21 protein-coding genes and 1 pseudogene are annotated in these 24,210 nt (G+C 35.0%); 12 read left to right on the top strand and 10 right to left on the bottom strand.

All coding sequences use genetic code 11. The annotated features are described in order from the left end of the window. Nucleotides 1-390: 390 nt before the first annotated feature. On the bottom strand, nucleotides 391-1,227 hold the full coding sequence (locus M992_RS08760; protein ID WP_053908184.1) for a formate/nitrite transporter family protein: 837 nt from the start codon (nucleotides 1,225-1,227) through the stop codon (nucleotides 391-393). A gap of 898 nt (nucleotides 1,228-2,125) precedes the next feature. Here M992_RS08760 and copM point away from each other — a divergent pair. Further along, nucleotides 2,126-2,506 (top strand): CopM family metallochaperone, encoded by a 381-nt coding sequence (copM, locus tag M992_RS08755; protein ID WP_053908183.1) that lies wholly within the window; start codon nucleotides 2,126-2,128, stop codon nucleotides 2,504-2,506. Between the two features lie 1,318 nt (nucleotides 2,507-3,824). Here the strand turns inward: copM and cspE are convergent. The 4 genes from cspE to M992_RS08730 all read right to left on the bottom strand — a co-directional run bounded on the left by cspE (nucleotide 3,825) and on the right by M992_RS08730 (nucleotide 5,825). Next, nucleotides 3,825-4,037: a transcription antiterminator/RNA stability regulator CspE gene (cspE, locus tag M992_RS08745; RefSeq protein ID WP_053908181.1), complete on the bottom strand. Its 213-nt coding sequence runs from the start codon at nucleotides 4,035-4,037 to the stop codon at nucleotides 3,825-3,827. 453 nt (nucleotides 4,038-4,490) lie between these two features. Continuing rightward, nucleotides 4,491-4,967, bottom strand: coding sequence for an RpiB/LacA/LacB family sugar-phosphate isomerase (locus tag M992_RS08740; protein WP_053908180.1), 477 nt, complete (start codon nucleotides 4,965-4,967; stop codon nucleotides 4,491-4,493). Nucleotides 4,968-5,119: 152 nt separating this feature from the next. Beyond that, complete coding sequence (locus M992_RS08735) at nucleotides 5,120-5,464, bottom strand: DMT family protein (RefSeq protein ID WP_053908528.1); 345 nt, start codon at nucleotides 5,462-5,464, stop codon at nucleotides 5,120-5,122. Nucleotides 5,465-5,636: 172 nt separating this feature from the next. Beyond that, nucleotides 5,637-5,825: a hypothetical protein gene (locus M992_RS08730; protein ID WP_248842508.1), complete on the bottom strand. Its 189-nt coding sequence runs from the start codon at nucleotides 5,823-5,825 to the stop codon at nucleotides 5,637-5,639. A 470-nt stretch (nucleotides 5,826-6,295) separates the two neighbouring features. Here M992_RS08730 and M992_RS08725 point away from each other — a divergent pair, with 470 nt between their 5' ends. Then, nucleotides 6,296-6,634, top strand: coding sequence for a hypothetical protein (locus M992_RS08725; RefSeq protein WP_053908178.1), 339 nt, complete (start codon nucleotides 6,296-6,298; stop codon nucleotides 6,632-6,634). A gap of 295 nt (nucleotides 6,635-6,929) precedes the next feature. Here M992_RS08725 and M992_RS08720 read toward each other — a convergent pair whose 3' ends face one another. Continuing rightward, nucleotides 6,930-7,454 (bottom strand): YagU family protein, encoded by a 525-nt coding sequence (locus M992_RS08720; RefSeq protein WP_053908177.1) that lies wholly within the window; start codon nucleotides 7,452-7,454, stop codon nucleotides 6,930-6,932. 801 nt (nucleotides 7,455-8,255) lie between these two features. Between M992_RS08720 and M992_RS08715 the strand changes: the two genes are divergently transcribed. Continuing rightward, the gene (locus M992_RS08715; protein ID WP_053908176.1) at nucleotides 8,256-8,579 is read left to right on the top strand and encodes a hypothetical protein; all 324 of its coding nucleotides are present in this window, start codon (nucleotides 8,256-8,258) and stop codon (nucleotides 8,577-8,579) included. Nucleotides 8,580-8,711: 132 nt separating this feature from the next. Here M992_RS08715 and M992_RS08710 read toward each other — a convergent pair whose 3' ends face one another. Then, nucleotides 8,712-9,233, bottom strand: coding sequence for a YagU family protein (locus tag M992_RS08710; protein ID WP_053908175.1), 522 nt, complete (start codon nucleotides 9,231-9,233; stop codon nucleotides 8,712-8,714). Between the two features lie 303 nt (nucleotides 9,234-9,536). Further along, the gene (locus M992_RS08705) at nucleotides 9,537-9,878 is read right to left on the bottom strand and encodes a hypothetical protein (RefSeq protein WP_053908174.1); all 342 of its coding nucleotides are present in this window, start codon (nucleotides 9,876-9,878) and stop codon (nucleotides 9,537-9,539) included. A 997-nt stretch (nucleotides 9,879-10,875) separates the two neighbouring features. Here M992_RS08705 and M992_RS08700 point away from each other — a divergent pair. Further along, nucleotides 10,876-11,517, top strand: a pseudogene (locus tag M992_RS08700) (tyrosine-type recombinase/integrase); the annotation flags it as partial. A gap of 122 nt (nucleotides 11,518-11,639) precedes the next feature. Here the strand turns inward: M992_RS08700 and icd are convergent. After that, the gene (gene icd / locus M992_RS08695; RefSeq protein ID WP_053908173.1) at nucleotides 11,640-12,893 is read right to left on the bottom strand and encodes an NADP-dependent isocitrate dehydrogenase; all 1,254 of its coding nucleotides are present in this window, start codon (nucleotides 12,891-12,893) and stop codon (nucleotides 11,640-11,642) included. A gap of 1,454 nt (nucleotides 12,894-14,347) precedes the next feature. On the opposite strand from icd, the gene rluE reads away from it, so the two are divergent. The 8 genes from rluE to M992_RS08655 all read left to right on the top strand — a co-directional run bounded on the left by rluE (nucleotide 14,348) and on the right by M992_RS08655 (nucleotide 22,336). Next, nucleotides 14,348-15,031, top strand: coding sequence for a 23S rRNA pseudouridine(2457) synthase RluE (rluE, locus tag M992_RS08690; protein ID WP_053908172.1), 684 nt, complete (start codon nucleotides 14,348-14,350; stop codon nucleotides 15,029-15,031). Further along, the gene (locus M992_RS08685; RefSeq protein WP_053908171.1) at nucleotides 15,024-15,479 is read left to right on the top strand and encodes an NUDIX domain-containing protein; all 456 of its coding nucleotides are present in this window, start codon (nucleotides 15,024-15,026) and stop codon (nucleotides 15,477-15,479) included. Before rluE ends, M992_RS08685 begins: the two co-directional genes overlap by 8 nt. Nucleotides 15,480-15,589: 110 nt before the next feature. Then, nucleotides 15,590-16,693 (top strand): tRNA 2-thiouridine(34) synthase MnmA, encoded by a 1,104-nt coding sequence (gene mnmA / locus M992_RS08680; protein WP_053908170.1) that lies wholly within the window; start codon nucleotides 15,590-15,592, stop codon nucleotides 16,691-16,693. A 2-nt stretch (nucleotides 16,694-16,695) separates the two neighbouring features. Continuing rightward, nucleotides 16,696-17,325: a high frequency lysogenization protein HflD gene (hflD, locus tag M992_RS08675; RefSeq protein ID WP_053908169.1), complete on the top strand. Its 630-nt coding sequence runs from the start codon at nucleotides 16,696-16,698 to the stop codon at nucleotides 17,323-17,325. Nucleotides 17,326-17,344: 19 nt separating this feature from the next. After that, nucleotides 17,345-18,715, top strand: coding sequence for an adenylosuccinate lyase (gene purB, locus M992_RS08670; RefSeq protein WP_053908168.1), 1,371 nt, complete (start codon nucleotides 17,345-17,347; stop codon nucleotides 18,713-18,715). 268 nt (nucleotides 18,716-18,983) lie between these two features. Continuing rightward, nucleotides 18,984-19,658, top strand: a complete 675-nt coding sequence (gene phoP / locus M992_RS08665) for a two-component system response regulator PhoP (protein ID WP_053908167.1) — start codon at nucleotides 18,984-18,986, stop codon at nucleotides 19,656-19,658. A gap of 2 nt (nucleotides 19,659-19,660) precedes the next feature. Then, nucleotides 19,661-21,121 (top strand): two-component system sensor histidine kinase PhoQ, encoded by a 1,461-nt coding sequence (gene phoQ, locus M992_RS08660; protein WP_053908166.1) that lies wholly within the window; start codon nucleotides 19,661-19,663, stop codon nucleotides 21,119-21,121. Nucleotides 21,122-21,211: 90 nt separating this feature from the next. Further along, entirely contained in the window at nucleotides 21,212-22,336 is a 1,125-nt protein-coding gene (locus M992_RS08655; RefSeq protein ID WP_053908165.1) for a ribosomal protein uL16 3-hydroxylase, read from the top strand. Between the two features lie 488 nt (nucleotides 22,337-22,824). On the opposite strand, the gene pepT is transcribed toward M992_RS08655, so the two are convergent. Further along, nucleotides 22,825-24,066, bottom strand: coding sequence for a peptidase T (gene pepT, locus M992_RS08650; protein WP_053908164.1), 1,242 nt, complete (start codon nucleotides 24,064-24,066; stop codon nucleotides 22,825-22,827). Between the last annotated feature and the right edge of the window lie 144 nt (nucleotides 24,067-24,210).

Raw genomic sequence — 24,210 nt, 5'->3', positions numbered from 1 at the left:
AAACTTGCTTTGCATAAATAGGTCTGTACTTCCAAACCGATGACCTATTAACGCACATCTCATTACAATTAGCAAGTCATAAAACTAAAAAATTTGTCCCCCCAGTTAGGTTTAAAATAATGATCATTTAAATCAATTAGATACAGATATTATATATTTCAAATAAGAATATATATTTGAAATTATTTTGTCAAAATTAATACAATTTTTTATTATTTAACGTTAAAACAGCATATTATCTCTTTACTAATGATAAAAATCATAACAAATAAATTTATCTCAATTTTAATATTTCCATGTTCATAGAAAATTAGATTATCAATAAAAAAGCACCCCATCATAAATAGATGAGGTACTAAGTATTAATTAATAATATTATAAAACAAATAGTTATTGACGTGCTTTCAAATCATTACGGATCTGTAGATGACTTAATACACTAAAAATAAATGTTCCACCTAAAATGTTACCCACCACAGTAGGTATGCCAAATGGATAGAAAAAAGCGCTCCAAGGCTGCACACCTTCAATAATCAAATAAAATGTTTCTACCGAACCAACCACAATATGAGGAAACCCAAAGGCTGAAATAATAAAAGTCATCATGATAATAATAAAGACTTTACTACTCCCCGAAGAGGGTAACATCCATACCATAGTCGCAATCAACCACCCAGAAATTACTCCACCAACAAACATATTAGTTGGACTTTGTTCCAGCAACTCTGCAGATATTAAATGAAATGCATTTTTTAATACTGGTGGAAAAACTGATAAATTATTTAGTAAATAAGCAATAATAAATGTTCCAACTAAGTTACCTATTAGAACTATTCCCCATAAACGCCCCAACATCTTAAAATTATTTTTTGTAGGTCGATGCATAATAGGCAATACTGCCGTCAGTGTATTTTCAGTAAATAATTGCTGACGAGACATAATAATAATCACGAACCCCAGAGTATAACCAAAGCTTTCAATCAAACCACGATAATCTGTCTCAGCAAAAGATATATTTAACTTTGATTTAACTAATAGTGATACTCCTATAGATAAACCAGCAGCAATCGCTGATAAAAACAAAGCTAATAAATCACGATTTAATTCCTTCTGCCCTTCGCTGCGGATTTCCTCATGAATAGCTGCAGCTCGAGAAGGCAAATGTTTAGAACGATGCTCTATTTCATTTGCCGTATTTTCTGTATCAATCCATTTATCTTTTTTCATCGTATACTCCTGTTTAAGAGAAAGCTTACAGCTACAATAATTACTTTTAATCTACTTACAAGACAGCCATAAATAGCATAAAATAAAAATCAATCCTAATAATAGGTATATTATAAATAATTAACCTTCCATCAAAAATAAATATAAATAATATTTATTCAATAACTTATGACTGATATAACAATTTTTTATTGTAGAACACACCTGTTCTCTCTACCAGAACGGCATTTAAAAATAATAAAAAACAGCAAAATAAACAAAAATATACTGCAATATACTATATTTTAAGTTTTTTATATTGCGTCTTTCCTATGATTATAAAACCCATTTGTTCTTTAATGATAATAAGTTAATTTATCTATTTTTACTCCATATTACTCTATAATGTAAACTTAAAGATTAATAATTTTCCAGTTTAAATACTATTACCTGCAATAAAATAATAATATCTACAATTCCAATACTAGTGATTTCATCAACTATCTATCTAGTATTTTAATTTATCACCTATCTTTATTTTTACACCAGTTAATTGAACTAACTTTTTACATATGAACTAATTCAGTCACCAGATATTAATAATAATCATCAAGCTATTTATTTTAATAATATTACATATCAAAAACAACATCCAATTAAATTATATTTTTTATTTTTCACTGCAGCATCACTAATTAAATTATTTCATCTAATAATATAAAATCACCTCCAAGCTAAATGAATTTATAAAGTATGTAATTAAACAATAATATATATTACAATATAACATTTTTTATTTATTAATAATCATGAATTGAAGAAATGTAAAGTAAGTAAAATCTTACCGGGACTATTTGACCTTCCCCTTAGAGGAAGCTTTACAGTAAATATTATTCCCAATTAACAAGAGGATTTATTTATGAAAAAAACAATTGCTTTAATTACGTTATTATCAAGCGCTCTTTCTTTTTCAGCCATTGCAGATAAAAATATGCCTACCATGGAGCATAATTTAACGAACAATAGTCCATCTGCTATGCAACAAGAGCTTGATCATTCGATGATGAAAATGCATCAAGAAATGGCTGAAAGTGCCTCCATTGAAAACCCTGATATAGCCTTTGCTAAAGGCATGATAGCTCATCATTTAGGTGCTATTGATATGGCAAAAATTGAGCTTAAGTACGGTAAAAATACTGAAATGAGAAAATTAGCACAAGAAATAATTGATGCTCAAGGCCCAGAAATAGAGCAAATGCAGCAATGGCTAGATAAAAATTCGAGTCCAGCCCAAAAATAAGTAAAAATAAAATATAACTCCGTCATTATTCATATGTAGGGGTTATATTTATTTTAGAATTACCACTTTACTCAAGATAATAATGATAAACATCATGATATATTAATAATTATCCCACTAAACACAGCCAAAACTAAATCAATAAGAGTTAAAATTAATTCTTTTTTACTTAGCCTTATTCAATATAGAAATACTGTAAAGTGTAGCAATAACTATACTCATCTATAACAATACTCATTTTTGATAATATAAATTTATTTATATATTATTTATTTTTATCGAAAGTAAATAAAGTAATGCTGTGATAGAAAAAAGATACCCATTAGAATATTGTATAGTAATTTTTTATTAAACATATTTTCATAATATACTTTTCTGAAAATAATAATGCCATGAGTAGTGTTTCTGGTGTCTGAGGAAAAACCCTATTTCTCTAAATTAAATTTCTTAGAAATCACAGAATAACCTAAATATTCCACAATCGTAATCAGTGAAAATATTATCTTAAATAAGCAATTTAGATTATAATTTTCGTTCTTTTTACCTTTATTCGAAATTAAAAATATACGATTAATGATTAAAATAATTTTAATCATAGCCTGTTTTGTCATCCATCCAAAATAATTATACCAATCATTAATGTCAATATAATTTATAAATCAACCAAGATGGATATTACTTTCTACATACTTATTTTGATAAATGGTTTATACTAAAATACTAACCAAAACTCCAAAATATCTCCGAAAAAAATACTAAAAATAGTTATATTAATCGATACAGATACTAGAAAAATAAAGCTAATCCGATAATAACCCCCCAATTATCGTATCCAAAATCTAATATTTTAGGCTTCCCTCAATTTTTGAAAACATAATAGATATTAACTCACGAACGCTTAATTATCGATATTAAACTGATAGGAATCAACATTAAAAGAATTTTTTATCTTACGCCAATTCCCTATTCCTTTAAAAATTATGATTAAGTCTTTTGAGATTGATCTAATTATATAGTTAACCAAAAATATTGATTATAAATAATTATTTTAATAAATGAAATTTATTATTTATATCAAAAACGTTAATTTGTAAACATAAATCATTATAATTTTAGCTAGAAGCCTATTGAGATTAATTCTAATAGTAATTATTTAGTAAATAACGAGAGCAATAGCTGATAGGCTATTTTTGATTATAAAAAACAGAAGATAATAATAGCTTGAACTATGATTTTTTATATATGAAAAAACCCCGCCAAGGCGAGGTTTTAAATATTTTTCACTTTAAAGATTAAAATTAGTATTAACTAATTTATCTTACAGTGCGATTACGTTTGCAGCAGAAGGACCTTTTGCACCGTTTTCGATAGTAAAGCTAACTTCTTGACCTTCGTTCAAAGTTTTGAAGCTATCGCTCTGAATTGCAGAAAAATGAACGAAAACATCTTTGCTACCATCTTTTGGAGAGATGAAACCGAAGCCTTTAGATTCGTTGAACCATTTTACTGTACCAGTCATTGTATTAGACATATTAAATTTCCTATAATTTTTTTAAGTCGCCATATGGCATTTTTCGGTTTGTTTTTCTTTTTTACTTATGGTTACTAATTAGAAGAAATTCACAATGAGAGGGGTATCTTCGATATCACCAAACAGGAACTGCTTTAAACTTGTCTTTCATAAAGTAGGTCTGTACTTCCAAACCAGTGACGCTATTAACTCATATTCTATGGCATAACGCAAACAATAAATTCAAATATTTTATTTATATCTGAATTCAAAGGAGCATATTACTCCCTGCTCTTATCATGAAACTTACTTTTAACTCAGACTGCAACCCCAAAAAAAACAAAAGACATTACATATCAACAAGTTAAAATGGTTGCAATAATTATTAAACAATACGCCTAACAAAAAACAAAAAACAAAAAACCCACCACATTATGGCGGGTTAGCTCTATTTTTTCTAAAAATTAATACGTTTTAACGATTAAAAATTCGTTTTTCTGCTTTTTGTATATCACTATATCCTGATTTCAGCTCATCAGGAGTGGCTTCACTAAAATTCTGCGAGAATTCTGCGCCTAAAAAAGCATCTACCATCATTTTAGCCTTGAAAGGCGTAATCAACAGTCCTCCCATAGAAAGGACATTACAATTATTAATAGCCTTACATAACTTAGCCGTGGTTACGCTCTCACAAACTCCACAATAGACACCGAAGTGTTTGTTCGCAGCAATACTCACACCCATTCCGGTGCCACAGAAAATAAAACCCAAATCATACTCTTTATCTGAAATTTTTTTTCCAACAGTATCTCCAACGTCACAATATCCCGTCGGTGCCTCAGCCGTAATATCATCTACGTGGTACCCTTTTTCACACAAATAAGATTTGACTGTATTTTTTAGATCAAAACCTGAAGGATCTGCACCAATAATAATCTTTTTACCTGCCATATATCCTCCTATAGATAAAAGTAAGATAAGAATAGAAACCCACTTACTTAGTATAGAATATGTTTTTTGAAAATATCAAATGACAGGCTTAAAATTTATTGTTTGCATAAATTCCGTAATAATAAAATTAACGAATTATTAACTAAATTTAATTAAAATGGACCTTTAAAAATAAAAAAAGCACCTGCACAAATTAAAATAAAGCCAATAAGATGATTAATAGTAAATCCTTCACCTAAATATACAACAGAAAATACCATGAAAACACATAATGTAATTACTTCCTGTAATGTTTTAAGCTCTGCAGTACTGTAATATTGATGTCCTAATCGATTGGCAGGAATCGCGAAACAATACTCTACCAATGCAATTAACCAACTAAAAAAAATAACCACATATAAGGGTTTTGATCCAAATTTAAGATGACCATACCAGGCAAACATCATAAATACATTAGAAATGACTAATAATAATATAGGTAAATATTTAGCTATCATAATAAAATTGTTCATAAGTTAAATTTGTCGCTATTTTACCTAATATTATGTACCTAAATATAGCTATTTTTATAAAAATTAACTTCTATATGTTATTTTTTAATGAGAAATCATCTAACAAAAAACCTCGCATAGCGAGGTTTAATTAAGGATTAAAAATATAAAATAATGATTACACACGATTAAATGCCAAAATCCTAACCGTATTCAAATCAGCTTGATTAAAGTCTGCCACGTCTTTAATAGCTGCTTCTAAAGCATTATGAGGAGTAGTCCCCTGTACGGCTTCAAAAATCTTCTGACCAACATACGTATCGCCATTTCTTGAACGTACTTTAAATGATATAAACCAATAGTCCATATAGTTACCCACTAAAGCGATTAATCGTGAATTAACCATAGTCCTTTAATTTCCCAGTATTATTGATATAAATCAATAATTGGATATCTGATTTTTTACAATATCGTATACTTTGATTAAGTCCACAGTTCTATAAATATTTCTTAAGTTTTTATTGATAATTGACTATTATTATATTTACTTAAATATAGCTATATTTAATATATTTAAAAGTAGAAAAAATAATTATTAGATAAATTAATAATAATTAATATAAATAATTCATAAGTATTTTATTTGATATTTATAATTACAGTGATCGTCTTCACACAATTGGAATTAATCGAACAATTATCACATATTGAGCTTCTATTTTTAATTAAAAATCAATATGATAGATCGTTATTTCATTATTCTCGATGCGAATAACCAATCAACTTATATCATTATTTTATATTGATAAATTATTTATGTTTACATAAGGATGTGTAATGAAACCCTTTTTATTATCCTATTCTGTAGAAAAAAACAATCCAGCAGATAATAGTAATGCTGCAGCAGAAACTCGTAATTGGATTGATGATTATCTTGCTAAAGAAGTTAATAACCTGCAAAATATTAAAAAACATACTAATGTTGAAACAACAATTTCTGGTGAAATCAATGTTACTGGCTGTTGTGATTTAGCAAAAATCAAATGTGTTATTGATATTTTTCATCATGTATTTACTAACATGCTGCAAGAACGTAATATTGATCCTGAAGCAGTAACTATAAAGTGTACTTTATTAGTACATGATATCAGTCATTCTTTTGAGTTTGATATGTAACTTAAATCCAGAAGGTGAAAATTTTATTCTCACCTTCTATTTTTTAGTATCATAAATATACTTAATTCTGTTATTAAACAACAGAATTAATCAATAAACACCATGAAAAGACGCACCTTAAAATATTTGTATCGAATATTAAGGTGCGATTTACTATATCAAATTATTTAATTATTCGTATTAATTTTATTTATTAGACATCTATAAAATAGAAATAAAATAAACACAAGCAAGAAAAAATAATACTAAAATAATAGGAAAATATTTCATATTACCTCTTTATTAATCCTCAATATTAACAATTTTCAGCATCTGGCCCTTTAGTTAAACAATAGCGTAAATTTTGTCTAATCGCTTCAATTGACCAAATCCAAAATGCAGTACCAACAAATTCAGAAATTAAAGCCTCAGGACCAGCTATCCATAACCATCCAGATAAACCTAATAAAGGCACAACTAAACCATGAGCAAAAATAGAAACACCTATACCAAAAATAATCCCATGCAACATTTTTACTTTAGGAAGATATTCTGCAATAACACAATATATAACAGCAATAACTATCGAAAAGAGAATATGAACACCATTCCCACCCCAATTAATTGAATATCCCATCCAGTCATATGTCATTGCATCTACATTTATCCCCAGTTTTTCAAGTAATACTACCGGAGGTGGTGTTGTCTCTAATGTTCTTGGCGGAATTAATCCCTCAAACCCAGACTTTACTAGCGCAGAAAAAATACCCGCAATGACTCCAACATAAATCGCAATAGAAATATGGCGGGCCTTTTTTTGAGTTAACTCCAATAAATTCATATTTCTCCCAATAAATAAGTATATAATTTTGCTATGATAGGTTATTTATAACTAGATGGAAATAAATAACCACAAGATAATTGCATATAGTAGACATTTGCTTAGAATAATATAAACAAATAGGCGCATCAAAATTAGAAGCTGCAAAGAATCACATGATTAAAAGCTTTATCAATAATAGCCATTTTACTTACATTCTAGAGAGTGCAAACTGAAAAAGTGATTAAAATTTATCACTCTATGAGTGTAATTTACATAATGACGGCCAAGTTAGCATTCTATCTCATTTGATGTTCCCTACAACTCCCGAACCTTATATTTTTTGATCTCTCGTATTGGTTATTATCGAAGACTGATTTAACGAAAAAAATCTATTAACAAAAAGTGAGCGATTATTGTAGTTAGAGTTTAATAATTAATTTCATGGCTTAATAACAGGACTAACCAATAAAAGCAATTAGAGGAAGATAATCATACCGAACATCCCTCTATTTTCACCAAAATGAAGTGAGAGTATAAAATCAAACAAGTAAAAAATCAAATTAGGTATAAAAACACATGTAATTCATACTGTTATGATATACTCATAGCAATATATATCAAATAAAGTTTAGATGACATATAGCATTAAAACGTTTGTCTGTCATATCAAAGTAGAAATTATTTTAACTACCTAATCTCATCAATAGTATTGATAAACTAAAAAAATCATAATATTATTTAGATCTATCGTTTAATATTTGTTTATTTTTCACATAATATAATTAATAAAAATATATCTTATATATCGAGAACTCTATTATGAAAAAAATACTACCTTTATTATTTATCTGTTCCGCAGTACTATCACTAAGTGCATGTGCAGTTAAAAATGACTCAACTGAATTTAAAGGTATTGGCTTTACATACAATTCAGATATTAATAAAACACCCGATGGTTACTATGTTGCTTCTGTAGAAGCCGCTCCGGGGGCTGGACGTACTAGTGGCGCCATAGCTTACGCAACCACTAATGCATCTAAATATTGCCAAAAACAAGATAAAGCGCTAAAAATACTTAGCGATGAAACCAGCTCAAATTATTTAATTAATGGGGTTGCAAAAGTTAAATTTAACTGTATTTAAGTAGTTAATCTATCTTTATTATTCAATAAATACTTCACAATCTCACTCTGCAGTGATCTTTTAGTAAAATGAGAAGCCATCCATAATTAATTGATGGCTTCTTAACTTATTATTTAATATATCCCGTTAATTTTATAAATCTGCTTTTTTAGTCATTCTATAACGAAGATTCATTCTTAATAATTCAATCGACCACATCCAGAGCAATGTCCCTATAACTTCTGAAAACAGTTCATCAAAGGGCAAATTCCAAACTGCTGGAGATAAATTCAATATAGGCAAAACTATGCCATGAAATGCGACCATCACTACAATAGCAAAAGCCAATCCCTGAAATATTTTTATTCGCGGAAAAATCTCTGAAGCTAAGCAGTAAAAGATAGCAACAGCAATTGAGAATATAATGTGAACTCCATTTCCGCCCCAATGAACAACTTGATCAGAATACGTATAAACAAAATTATTAATATTAACTCCCATATCTTCAATCATCTTTACAGGAGGCGCTATTCTATCCAAAGTTCTTGGTGGTAAAATACTTTCAGTCCCTGATTTTACAAAAGCAGATAATATTCCTGTTATAATACCAATAAGAACAGCTAAAGATAGGTGTCTATCCTCTTTCTTTGATAATTTAAATATACTTGAAAACATATCACCTCCGAATAAAACTAACGATATACTAAATAATGAATCCCTATAAAACAGTCCATACTAGTCTTATTTTTCATTACTAAATGTAACATTTGTTATTTTTTTATTTCTCTCAAAGCGACTTATTGCGTGGCTTGTTTAGCAGCTTCATTTTGTAAATAACTATTAACCATTACCTTAGAAAAGCGGATAATTCATTCTTTTCTGATATTTCGATTCATATCCCTCCTCCTCTTAAATAGACAAAGGCCGCGCAATACGCAGCCATTGAAATAAATATTGTGATTGTAAAATATAAGAAAACTAATTATTAAAAATAATCAATGTACAACAGCCCACAAATAAAGCAACGATACCGTGCAAAAATGTGGCTATCATTGCCCGCTCTGTATTAACGTGACTCTTTTTTCGGTTATCTATCCACTCATTCATAGCAATAATGAAACAAAAAAAACAATAAACACCTGCGCCAAAAATAATAAATGCCATCGACAACCCTCTGGAGAGAGTTGACCATCCACCCGAGCTATTGTGCGGGCTAACTTGATTAATAATCAATGCTATGATGAATACCACAAGCCCAAACCAAAATGCATTTAAAATTCCTTTACCAACTACTTTATATTCTTCTTTTTCTGTATCCATGAATTTTTACTTTTATTATAATTTAGGTTAAGTAAAATATATTATAACTCTAAATTTAAAAATGAATATATACCGCTAGAAAAAAATATAGCTAATTAGCATTTTAATTGATACATGATAAAACATGACAACTTAACTGAATCTAACTAAAATTTATTATGTTTAATGACTTAGCTCAACTATTAGCGATTATCCCCATAATAGGATTTATTGTCTCATTCATAATTATTGTTTCATCAAGCCAAAGCAAGGGAGCTTTCTGTATCTCTATTGGTATAATACTGGCATTTTTATCACTTATGCTTCTCATGTGGACGTCTGAATTCTACTAATATTTATATATCCCATCAAATTGGTGAGATGTATAAATAAAAACACATAATCCGTCCCCTTGAACTTTTTTAACTTCTATTTTTCGCTCTCATTTGAGGAATAAAAGAAGAAGCCATTGCTTATGACTGTGCTCTCACAGTAGCCTCCTCCATTCCTTGAGTACGATGTCAGAGTATCGTCTTGAACCCATCACCTCGAATCGATAGCTGATTAGCAGTCAGCTTAAAATGCCGTAGCTACTGTAGTGGTTTAATTAATTAGGATCCCCTATTTTCAGCCTCTAAGCCTCTATAAACAGGCAAGTTTGAGTATTCAAACAGACTCGCTAAGAAGATTGTTCCATTCTATTTTGAGCTTAAACGTCTTGTTGGTGCGATTTACTACGAAGACAATCTTATTGGTTTTAGATGAATCTGACACCGATGAAATATATTACAGTAACGACCAATAATGGTGGCTAAAATGATAAAGCGCGAAATTATTTTTCACATTGAAATAATGCATCCCAGCTTCAATCACTCAAATTTGCCAGTGAGCAACATAACGCCTTAGCTGATACAATTCATCAGGCCAAATATGTGTCTATTATCCACCAGCATTTAATTAAACCAGTTACTGACGATATTTAATTTTTAAATCTATATATGGCAGATGTGGAGGTAATTATGCAGAGGCTCAGCATGCTGGACATGTTTCACCTGGGTACAACCCTGCACTCGCAACCAAGCAACCTAAAAGACGAATTACCCGCCAGCGCCTCAACTTAGAAGAGTGGCAAAAAATATTTGAAGTGGCAGATAACCAACATAAATATTTGGGTAATGCGATGCTATTAGCTGTAATTACTGGACAACGAATTGGTGATATTGTCAAAATGAAGTTCTCAGATATTTGGGATGACATGCTTCATATTGAGCAAGAAAAAACAGGCTCAAAACTAGCAATTCCATTATCAATTAAATCTGAGGCTATTGGCATGACACTTAAACAAGTTATCTCAATCTGCCGTGACGCTGTTGTCAGTAAATATTTGGTCCATTACCGTCACACTACATCACAAGCAAAACGTGGTGAGCAGGTCACTGCAAATACATTAACAACAACATTTAAGAAAGCGAGAGATAAATGCGGCTTAGAGTGGCAAGAAAGAGCCGCGCCATCTTTCCACGAGCAACGCTCTTTGTCAGAAAGATTGTATCGAGATCAAGGTATCAATACTCAAAAATTATTGGGCCATAAATCACAAAAAATGACCGATAAATATAACGACGATCGTGGTAAGGAGTGGCAAATTATCGCTATTTAAATCGCCTATTTTTTGAGTTGTTTTGGGGAGGAGTTTTGGGGGAGTTTTGGGGAAGGTTTTTCTTGTACAGAAAAAAAACGGGAACTATCAGGCTCCCGTTATTAATCTCACATGCTAATTAATTACATGTGTTTGATGATTGCGTCGCCGAATTCGCTACATTTCAGTAATTTAGCGCCTTCTAATTGACGTTCGAAGTCATAAGTAACTGTCTTAGCTTCGATAGCACCTTCCATTCCCTTAACGATTAGGTCAGCGGCTTCTGTCCATCCCATGTGGCGCAACATCATTTCTGCGGACAAAATGATTGAGCCTGGATTAACTTTATCCTGACCTGCATATTTAGGTGCAGTACCATGCGTTGCTTCAAATAAAGCGCATTCTGAACCAATATTAGCACCAGGTGCGATACCAATACCACCGACTTGTGCCGCCAGAGCATCAGAAATATAGTCACCGTTCAGATTCATACAGGCGATAACATCGTATTCCGCAGGGCGCAGTAGAATTTGTTGTAAAAATGCATCTGCGATGACATCTTTAACAATAATTTCTTTACCCGTAGTTGGATTTTTGATTTTCATCCAAGGGCCACCATCAATAAGTTCTCCACCAAACTCTTCTTGAGCCAGTTGATAACCCCAGTCTTTGAAAGCACCTTCGGTGAATTTCATGATATTACCTTTATGAACCAGCGTTACTGAATCACGGTCGTTATCAATCGCATATTGAATTGCAGCACGAACTAAGCGTTTAGTTCCTTCTTCTGAGCACGGTTTAATACCGATACCACAGTTTTCAGAGAAACGGATTTTGGTTACACCCATTTCATCTTTTAAGAATTTAATAACTTTATCTGCTTCAGCAGAGCCCGCTTTCCATTCGATACCTGCATAGATATCTTCCGAGTTTTCACGGAATATAACCATGTTTGTCAGTTCAGGTTGTTTTACTGGGCTTGGTGTTCCAGTGTAATAGCGAACAGGACGTAAACAAATGTAGAGATCAAGTTGCTGACGCAGGGCAACGTTTAGAGAACGTATACCACCGCCAACAGGCGTTGTAAGAGGGCCTTTAATAGAAACACGATATTCACGGATTAACTCGAGAGTTTCTTCAGGTAACCATACATCTTTACCATATACTTGAGTAGATTTTTCGCCGGTATAAACTTCCATCCAGGAAATTTTACGCTCACCTTTGTAGGCTTTTTCAACAGATGCATCAACCACTTTCAGCATTGCAGGGGTTACATCGATACCGATACCGTCCCCTTCAATATAAGGAATGATGGGGTTGTTTGGAACGATGAGTTTACCTTTAGCATCGATGGTGATTTTAGCGCCTTGTGCCGGAACTACTACTTTGCTTTCCATTAACCTCTCCTTTCAAGTCAGCATTTTTCTTGTTAATTTTTTGTAAGATACCGGTCGATATTACTTGAATCTTTCCCGAACGCCAATGGTTAGTACAGTATCTCATGGCATACGGCTAATTTATGCCGTCGACTCTCAGGAGAGTTCTGGATAAGTGTCAGTATAATTACCCTTAAATCAATATATTACAAAACTCCTAACAATTAAAATTCTCACTTGTATTATTAATAAATAAACATTTATACCAATACTGCCAGATAAATCACGATAATTTAGCGCACTTAACTACAAGAAATAATTATTTTAATGAGATTTTTATCTTATCTAACAATGCAATTTAAAAAGTTTATTGCGCTCACAGAATCAAAGATTAATAAACGATTAAAGTATTTTATATTCACCTTTCATCTTTAAATTAGATGATAACGGTTACATTTGTCAATCATTGACATTTTTTGTCTAAGATACAAAGCGAGTACAATAATGAGTTATTAATTATTCTGATGGTTTTTATGATTAAAATGGTGCTTATAATGTTATTTGAATAATTATTTTTCATCAATAATTTTTATTCAATCTCTATTAAAACAAACGGATACTGTTGAAATTTTTAAATAAGATCTTTTATTACACAATTTTATAAGTTATAAATCAACAAATGACAATAAAAATAAGAAGATAAGAAGATAAGAAGATATCAACACTAAAACAGACCACAACTTTAAGGATCTAATAGATTTATTAGATGATAAAACCAAAATCATAAAATAAAAGCTTCTATTGAACTAATCACACGCATAATATCACTTTATCATTGAAAACCCATTATCCTATTAACCCAAAAATAACTAAAATTAATTTATAATATTTGATTGTTAATTTATTAATAAGTATATTTTTATTTTGATTACTGTATTAATATAGAATTAAAAATAGAGACTGTAAAAGTAGTGGCCGTAGTGACCGTTTAATCTCAGTCTTAACTATACTGTTCAAGTATAAATATTCCCCCCAAAAAATATAATCGACGTGAACTCCTAATCGCTATTGGTTTTATTCTTTTAATCGGGTATCAATGACCTTAAATGAGTACTGTATTTGACTGTTAATGTAAAATTTTTGTAATAAAAAGAAAATGTTTAACCCTATCTCACGTGATAACATACGGTAATACACCGTGTTTAATACATCTAACTTGCTACTGTTTTTTATTGAAATTTTCTGCCTGTACCTTAACCTAAAACTAAAATACAATTGTTAGCTTCTAAGCAGTATTTCTGGGAAACTCGCAGCATTCGTGCCAAATACCTACGAATCATACGTACGAATATCGTTTCTATATGTAATTTGTGTATAGTCCATATCCGTATAGTGCATATAATAATCCCAGGCAAATCAATAATTGATAAAGTAGTAATAACACACTCCCTATAAATTCTAATTAATGAGCGGACATGACCACACCTAAACGCATTACAAAAAATAATAAACACACCCATAAATTTAGCAGCAAATCAACTCATAAATCCGCGTCTAAACACAGTTCATCTAATCAACACCCCGCCCGTGAGCAAAAACCTAAACTTGAAGGCCCACGCAAACTGATCATTTTTAATAAACCATTTGATGTATTACCTCAATTTACCGATGATCAAGGGCGCACAACCTTAAAAAACTATATTTCTTATTCGGGTGTCTACGCCGCAGGTCGTTTAGATAGAGACAGTGAAGGTTTATTAATTTTAACCAATGATGGCAAACTTCAAGCACAATTAACTCAGCCCAAAAGTAAAGTCGCAAAAATCTATTTTGCCCAAGTCGAAGGGATACCTGATGAAGCCGCATTGGCTAAATTTCGCCAAGGATTAATTTTAAATGATGGGCCAACACGCCCAGCAGGTATTGAAATTGTCGAACAACCTGAATGGTTATGGCAGCGCAATCCGCCTATCCGCGAGCGTAAGCTTATTCCGACCAGTTGGTTAAAAATCACATTATATGAAGGACGTAATCGTCAAGTTAGACGTATGACAGCTCATATTGGTTTCCCGACATTACGTTTAATTCGTTATCAAGTTGGCGAATATACGCTTGAGAATATTGCTATCGGTAAATGGAAGGAGATCCAAAATGTTTAAACCCCATGTAACTGTCGCTACCGTTGTTCATGCTAAAGCACAATTTCTAGTAGTTGAAGAATGGATTAATGGTAAACCTACGTGGAACCAACCCGCGGGTCATTTAGAGGCTGATGAAAGCGTTATTGCTGCCGCTGAAAGAGAGCTATTTGAAGAAACGGGGATCCGTGCCCGGCCTCAGCAATTACTGCGGATCCATCAATGGATAGCTCCGGATAACACACCGTTTATTCGCTTTCTATTCGCACTTGAGCTAGATGATATTTGCCCAACGACACCTCAAGACAATGATATTAGTTGCTGTCATTGGGTATCTGCCGAGCGTATTCTAACCAGTGACTGTTTGCGTTCACCGTTGGTGGCAGAAAGTATCCATTGTTTTTTACAAAATAATCCTCTGCCATTAGAGGTTATTTCTGTGTTTGGCGATAACTTTGCACAAATATAGCACCCAAAATATAAATATGCACCTTTGGTATAGTCTAACAAGGGTGCAACATGGTAAAGTATTGGGCTTGTTTTTCCCCCAGTGAGACTATTTTCATGTCAAGTAACGCCATGTTAGATAACAGCCAAATTAAAGTCATCGTCGGTATGTCCGGGGGTGTGGATTCATCGGTTTCTGCCTATTTACTCAAGCAACAAGGGTATCAGGTCGCTGGTCTATTCATGAAGAACTGGGAAGAAGATGACGACCAAGAGTACTGCTCTGCCGCAACTGATCTTGCCGATGCGCAAGCAGTATGCGACAAACTTGGTATCGAGCTTTTTACCATTAACTTTGCTGCCGAATACTGGGATAATGTATTTGAACTTTTTTTAGCTGAATACAAAGCTGGCCGTACACCTAATCCTGATATTCTGTGCAATAAAGAAATAAAATTTAAAGCGTTTTTAGAATTTGCCGCAGAAGATTTAGGCGCAGATTATATCGCAACTGGGCATTATGTCCGCCGCCGAGATGTTAATGGCAAAAGCCAATTATTGCGCGGTTTAGATGGTAATAAAGACCAAAGTTACTTTTTATACACATTAAGCCATGAGCAAGTCGGTCGTAGCTTATTCCCTATCGGTGAATTAGAAAAACCTGAGGTTCGCCGTATTGCAGAAGAAATTGGTTTAGTCACCGCGAAAAAGAAAGACTCTACCGGGATTTGCTTTATCGGTGAACGTAAATTCCGTGATTTCTTAGGGCGTTATTTACCTGCCCAACCAGGTCCTATTGTCACCGTTGACGGTGAAACTATCGGCCAACATAGTGGCCTGATGTATCATACATTAGGGCAACGCAAAGGATTGGGAATTGGCGGTACCAAAGATGGCTCTGAAGATCCATGGTATGTGGTAGATAAAGACGTCGCGAACAATATTCTGATTGTTGCCCAAGGCCATGAGCACCCAAGACTAATGTCAACGGGGTTGATTGCTCAGCAATTACACTGGGTAGATAGAAATAACTTAACCGAGCCTTTACGCTGCACAGTGAAAACGCGTTATCGTCAAGCCGATATTCCTTGCACAGTCACTCCATTAGGCGATGATAAAATTGAAGTAACCTTTGACTTCCCTATTGCTGCCGTAACACCTGGTCAATCTGCGGTATTCTATATTGATGAAGTTTGTCTGGGCGGCGGTATTATCGAAGCGCGTATTCAGGAGTAATCGTGGCAAAGAACTTTTATGACATAACACTGGCGATGGCAGGTATCTGCCAAGCCGGGCGTATCGTGCAGCAATTGGCTCATGAGGGTCAATGCCGCACTAACGATCTAGAAGTCATGATCAATAGCATCACTAATATGAATCCATCTTCTACGTTAGATGTATTTGGCAATGATCCCACTAATCTAAAAACCGGATTAGAGGCGCTGCTAGGAATGTTTAATGGGACCAATAGTGGGTTATCCGCGGAGATGACTCGCTACATGCTGAGCCTAATGGTGTTAGAACGTCGATTAAATAAAGATCAGAACGCGTTTGCAACCTTGGGCCAGAAAATTGAACAGTTTGAGCGTCAACGTAACTATTTTGAACCGATGTCCGAAGGGGTATTTAATGGCTTAGCCGGTATTTACGTGGATGTTGTTAGTCCGCTCGGCCCCCGAATTCAAGTCACTGGCTCGCCGGATATTTTAAAGAACTCGTTAGTTCAAGCTAAGGTCCGCGCGGTGCTGTTAGCCGGTATCCGCAGTGCTGTTCTCTGGCAGCAAGTCGGCGGTAGTCGTCTACAACTGATGTTTTCCCGAAGCCGTCTGACTCATCAGGCGAAAGAAATTTTGTCCCACTGTGAATAAAGAACTGGAGTTGCTCCCCATGGAATTATCCTCTCTGACCGCTGTTTCACCGGTTGATGGTCGTTACGGCGACAAAGTTAGCGTGCTACGCGGTATTTTTAGCGAGTTTGGTTTACTAAAATTTCGCGTTCAAGTTGAAGTTCGCTGGCTACAAAAATTAGCAGCAACCCCTGAAATTAATGAAGTTCCCTCATTTGATGCAGACGCAAACGCTTACTTAGATGCAATTGTCGCCAACTTCAGTGAACAAGATGCACAGCGTATCAAAGATATTGAGCGCACAACCAATCATGATGTTAAAGCGGTTGAGTACTTCCTAAAAGAAAAAGTGGCAGATATTCCAGCGCTGCACGCAGTTTCTGAATTCATTCACTTTGCTTGCACCTCAGAAGATATCAATAACCTGTCTCATGCGCTGATGTTAAATACTGCACGTGAAGAGGTTCTGTTACCCCAATGGCGTCAGTTGATTGATAAAATCACGGCCATGGCACATCAATATCGTGATCTCCCGTTATTATCCCGAACTCATGGGCAACCAGCGACACCATCGACAGTGGGCAAAGAATTTGCCAACGTTGCTTACCGTATGGAGCGTCAATATCGCCAACTGAGTCAAGTTGAAATTCTCGGTAAAATCAATGGTGCCGTCGGTAACTATAATGCACACATTGTCGCCTACCCAGAAGTTAACTGGCACCAGTTCAGCGAATCTTTCGTTACCTCTTTGGGGATCACTTGGAATCCGTTTACCACTCAAATTGAACCGCACGACTACATTGCTGAGTTATTTGATTGCGTCGCGCGATTCAATACTATTTTGCTCGATTTTGATCGTGATATCTGGGGCTATGTGGCACTGAATCACTTTAAGCAAAAAACTATCGCCGGTGAAATCGGTTCTTCAACCATGCCACACAAAGTTAATCCTATTGATTTTGAGAACTCAGAAGGTAACTTAGGATTATCAAATGCTGTATTAGGTCACTTAGCATCTAAATTACCTGTTTCACGCTGGCAGCGTGACCTGACTGACTCCACTGTTCTGCGTAACTTGGGCGTAGGTATTGGCTATGCGTTAATTGCTTATCAATCCACTATGAAAGGATTAAATAAGCTAGAAGTTAATGAAGCCCATCTGCGTGAAGAGTTAGATCATAACTGGGAAGTACTGGCAGAGCCAATTCAAACTGTTATGCGTCGCTATGGCATTGAGAAACCATATGAAAAACTCAAAGAATTAACCCGTGGTAAACGCGTAACCGCCGAAGGTATGAAGACCTTTATTGATGGTCTTGAGCTACCTGAAGCAGAAAAAGATCGCTTAAAAGCCCTGACTCCGGCTAACTACATCGGTTATGCAGTTACTTTTATTGATCAATTAAAATAATTGTTTAATCGCCGTCGCTATTCAAATAGCTGCGGCGATTAATCATGCGGGTAATTATATGAATTTTACGCATCTTATTTCTCACTCACGCTATTCATTCATATTATCTTCTAATAATTGGCTATCCCGTATTTTATCTGCTTATCGTTAATCATTTATTAAGTATTTCTACAGTAAAATTACCCTTTCTAAACGTAACTATTCAATCTACTATTGATAGCTAATATTTTTAATTAGTCACGTTTCGTGCCAAATAACGAGGGTTTAGATGCGTATTTTAATCGTCGAAGACAATTCACTACTTCGCCATCATTTAACCGTGCAACTGAAAGAATTTGGCCATCAAGTTGATGCCGCAGAGGATGCAAAAGAAGCTGATTACTTTTTACTCGAAAGTCAGCCAGATATCGCCATTGTTGACCTTGGGCTACCCGGCGAAGATGGACTATCGATGCTACGCCGTTGGCGTGCTAATCAGGTGAAATTACCCGTATTAGTGCTCACAGCTCGAGAAAGCTGGCAAGAAAAAGTGGCCGCCTTAAACAGTGGTGCAGATGACTATGTTACTAAGCCTTTTCAATTAGAAGAGATAGTAGCACGAATGCAAGCACTCATGAGACGTAACAGCGGGCTAGCCTCCCAAGTGCTAGAGATTGGCTCATTTGTCATTGATTTATCAAGAAAAGAATTCTCTGTTGCAGGGCATAACATCAAATTAACTGCTTTTGAATATACTATAATAGAAACGCTTATGCGTAATAATCGCAAAGTGGTAAGTAAAGATTCATTGATGCGACAACTCTACCCAGATGCTGAATTACGAGAAAGCCATACTATCGATGTATTAATGGGGCGATTGCGTAAAAAAATTCAGCAATATTATCCCGATGAAGTGATTATTACAGTCAGAGGGCAAGGCTATCGCTTCGATGTGAATATCTAACCATGAACATCAAGAAATTCAGCTTAAAACCACTGTCATTACGCGCACGATTTCTGCTAGCCACCGCCGCCGTAATATTATCGCTCACGCTATCTTATGGCGTGGTCGCGATATTAGGCTATTTAGTCAGTTTTGATAAGACAAACTATACTTTGCTGCGGAGTCAAAGTAATCTATTTTACAGTTTGGCACAATGGAGTAATAACCGGTTAGATATCCGTGTCCCTCCCAATTTCATCTTAAATGCCCCCTCTTTGGTAATAATCTATGATGATCACGATCAGATTATTTGGCGTCAGCGTCAATTACCCGTAGTTGAAAAGATGATCTCGAAAAAATGGCTCGCCACTGAGGGATTACATGAGCTAGAGACTGATTTATCTACCACCCGCGAATTATTAAAAGATTCACCGAATTATCATCAACAGCTTGATGAACTAGACGAGGATGATGAGCCTTTAATCCATTCTCTCTCCGTAAATCAATATGCTAAAACAGATCATTTACCTGCCTTAAAAATTGTGGTTATTGACCCTCTTCCCCAAGATTTACAAAAAACAGATTTAGTTTGGGAATGGTTTGGATATGTGTTATTAGCTAATCTTATTTTAGTGATCCCTTTGCTTTGGCTTGCTGCTTATTGGAGTTTACGGCCAATTAAGTTATTAATTACTCAAATAAGTGGCTTAGAAAAAGGTGAAAGAGAAACTCTGGATGAGAATCCCCCGGCTGAGTTACGGGGATTAGTGCGCAATTTAAATGCACTCTTGAGTAATGAACGCAAGCGTAATAGTAAATATCGCACCACTTTGTCTGATTTAACCCACAGTTTGAAAACGCCTCTAGCCGTTTTGCAGTCTACACTCCGTTCACTACGCTCAGGTAAACAGATGACAATCGAGCAAGCAGAACCGATCATGATTGAGCAAATTGGCCGAATATCGCAACAAATCGGTTATTATCTGCATCGTGCCACCATGCGTAGCAGCGATAACAATATGATGCTACGTGAATTAACTTCAGTGTCGGTTTTACTCGACAGCTTAATCAGCGCGCTGCATAAAGTGTATCAACGTAAAGATGTCGTCATTACTTTAGATATCTCCCCAGAAATTACTTGGTTAGGCCAGCCAAATGATTTTATGGAGGTGATGGGCAATATTTTAGAGAATGCCTGCAAATATTGTTTAGAATTTGTCGAAGTCACCGCGCGTGTCAATAACGACAGTTTAGCAATTATTGTTGACGATGATGGTCCCGGCGTACCAGAGAGTAAGCGTGATGTTATTTTTATGCGAGGTCAGCGTGTTGATACCATGCGTCCCGGTCAAGGCCTAGGGCTTTCCATCGCCTCGGAAATTATTGACCAATATGATGGTGAAATCCAAATTAATGATAGTCCATTGGGCGGCGCACAGTTAGTGGTTATTTTTCGTCAACAATCGGTGATTGATGATAATTAATTGCAGATCACGAAAGAACTTTATGTTCCTGTTTATCGCCAATATTCGGGTATACTATAGCTGTAGATACCATTAACTCAGGACAGAAAGATGGATTATAAACTCAATCTTGACTGGCAATCGTTCCTCGACAGCCATTGGCAAAAACGCCCCCTATTAATTAAAAATGGATTCTCTGATTTTATTGATCCGCTCTCGCCTGATGAACTTGCAGGGCTGGCAATGGAAGAGGAAGTAGATAGCCGCCTTGTTAGTAATAAAGCCGGTAACTGGCAAGTTTCACACGGTCCATTTGAACGTTATGACCATCTTGGCGAAGAAAACTGGTCAATTTTAGTTCAAGCTGTTGATCATTGGCATCATCCTTCTGCGGCATTAATGAAACCGTTCAGAGTTTTATCAGACTGGCGTATGGATGACTTGATGGTCTCCTATTCAGTGCCTGGCGGTGGCGTCGGCCCTCATTTAGATCAATATGATGTGTTTATTATTCAAGGTGTAGGCCGTAGACAATGGCGCGTTGGTGAAAAAGTCCCAATGAAACAACATTGCCCACATCCTGATTTATTGCAGGTCCAGCCCTTTGACGCCATCATTGATGAAGAAATGGAACCCGGTGATATCCTGTATATTCCGCCTGGATTTCCACATGAAGGCTATGCAATTGAACCTTCGCTCAACTACTCCGTTGGATTCAGAGCCCCTAATTCACGCGAGTTACTAAGCAGTTTTGCTGATTATTTAATTGCCAATGAGTTAGGTAGCTATCGTTATAGCGACCCAGACCTTTCATTCCGAGATAATCCGGCTGAAATTTTACAAGGCGAGCAAATTAAACTGCGCGAAATGATGGAGTCGATGATTAGTGAACCTGAAATATTCCGAAAATGGTTAGGGACATTTATCTCTCAATCACGCCATGAGCTGGATATCGCGCCGCCAGAACCGGAATATAAACCAGAAGAAGTGTATGAGCTGCTGAAATCACAGCAAGAGACACTGTATCGCCTCAATGGATTACGCGCCCTACGCGTTGGTGATCATTTCTTTGTAAATGGTGAACAATTAGCTACCGAGTGCTACCACGCCGCAGACAGCTTATGCCGTCACCAAGCGGTTACCGCCGAATTACTGGGTGACGCCATTGATGATGTTAATTTTATTGCTCTGCTCACCGAGCTTGTCAATAATGGCTACTGGTATTTTGATGATTAATTGCTAGCGATGAGTTCAGCTATAAATCAATTAGGCAGTTAATCTATTGAATAATAGATAATTTAAAATATAACCACCCGTCTATTGGGTGGTTTTCTATTGCTAATATTTGTATTTTATATTCCTATGTTTTTCAAATGTTATTAAGCGACGTTTGCCGTTTAAATAATCTATAAAATTTAAAAGACTTAACGATACGAAATTTACACGGCTATTTTATATGCGCTACGCTTTTTGTTTTTAATGCCCCATAAATATCTTCCCTTCGTTATATTACCTCTATTATCTTGAACTTCTATATTGAACTTCTATATGGTAACGGAAAGGTGTTTTCTTGGTATTACTCTTGCATTCGACCAACCACAACGCAAAACAGATAACTTTATATTTAACACGCTGATACGACTTAAGTGAGCCAATGCCATAAAAAACCCAGCCACGAATTATTTCTGTGACTGGGTTAATAAAAAGAGAGAATAGATCAAGAGTTATTTAATCAGTTTTTTAGCACTCAATGCAGTTAATTCAGCAATCCGCATAATGACACTTACCGCCTGTTCCATACCTTCTAAAGAAATAAATTCATGTTTACTATGGAAATTATATCCCCCAGTAAATATATTTGGGCAAGGTAAGCCCCGATATGAAAGCTGCGCTCCATCGGTCCCCCCACGGATCGGCTCAATAATGGGCGTAATATTGCAATCCTCCATCGCTTGACGTGCAATATCAACCACATAAGGCGATTTCATCACTGCCTTATGCATATTGTAATAAGAGTCATCGATAGTGAGTTCAATATAGCAGCTCGGGTGTAGCCCTTTACCTACTTTTTCTGCGATACTGATCATATTACGTTTACGATTTTCAAAACCAGAAGTATCAAAATCGCGAATAATATAATGCATCTCGGCTTTTTCTACCGTCCCCTTAATACAATTCAAATGATAAAAACCTTGATAGCCCTCGGTATTTTCAGGGGTTTCCTCTGGAGGTAGCTCACTATGAATACGTGTCGCTAATGATAATGCATTTACCATCACGCCTTTAGCGCTACCTGGATGCACATTATTTCCAACTATTTTTATCGTGACATTGGCCGCATTAAAGTTTTCATACTGTAATTCACCAACCCCACCACCATCTACCGTATAAGCCCATTTAGCATCGAAAGTTTTTAGATCGATATGATGAGCTCCCCGCCCAATCTCTTCATCTGGGGTAAAAGCGATACGAATTTTTCCGTGAGGAATATTTTGATGTTTTAAACGTAACATTGCGGTAATAATTTCAGCGATACCGGCTTTATCGTCTGCGCCAAGCAAAGTTTTACCATCAGTGGTTATCAATGTCTTACCAATCATTTGGTGCAATACGGGGAACATTACTGGCGAAAGGACTTCATCCCCAATACCTAACGCGATATCACCGCCACGATAATCTTCTAAAATTTGTGGTTTAACATTTTTCCCCGACATATCTGGCGAGGTATCTAAATGGGAAATAAAACCAATAATAGGGACTGGCCAATCAGTATTAGCCGGTAATGTTGCCATTACACAGCCATGTTCTGATAATGTAACATCCGCAAAACCTAACTCGGTTAATTCATTGACCAATGCACGAGCCAATTTAAGCTGCCCGTTACTGCTCGGTACTGTTTTTGCGGAAGGTTTTGATTGTGTATCAAATGATACATAATCAAAGAAACGTTCCAATAATCTATCCATTCTCCTTCCCCTTAATATTTTTATCTTCACCTATTATGGGGAAAGTCTATTATCAGATATTGCGTCAAATCAGATTTGTAGCGAAAGGTGACAAAAAATGGCGAAATGAGGTTAATTAGCAGAAATTACAGATAATGAAGGGAT

Origin of the sequence: Moellerella wisconsensis ATCC 35017, from assembly GCF_001294465.1 — a bacterium.
GTDB lineage: Bacteria > Pseudomonadota > Gammaproteobacteria > Enterobacterales > Enterobacteriaceae > Moellerella > Moellerella wisconsensis.
The sequence above is the reverse complement of the archived record's forward strand: the minus strand, read 5'-3'. Positions and strand labels throughout refer to the sequence as shown.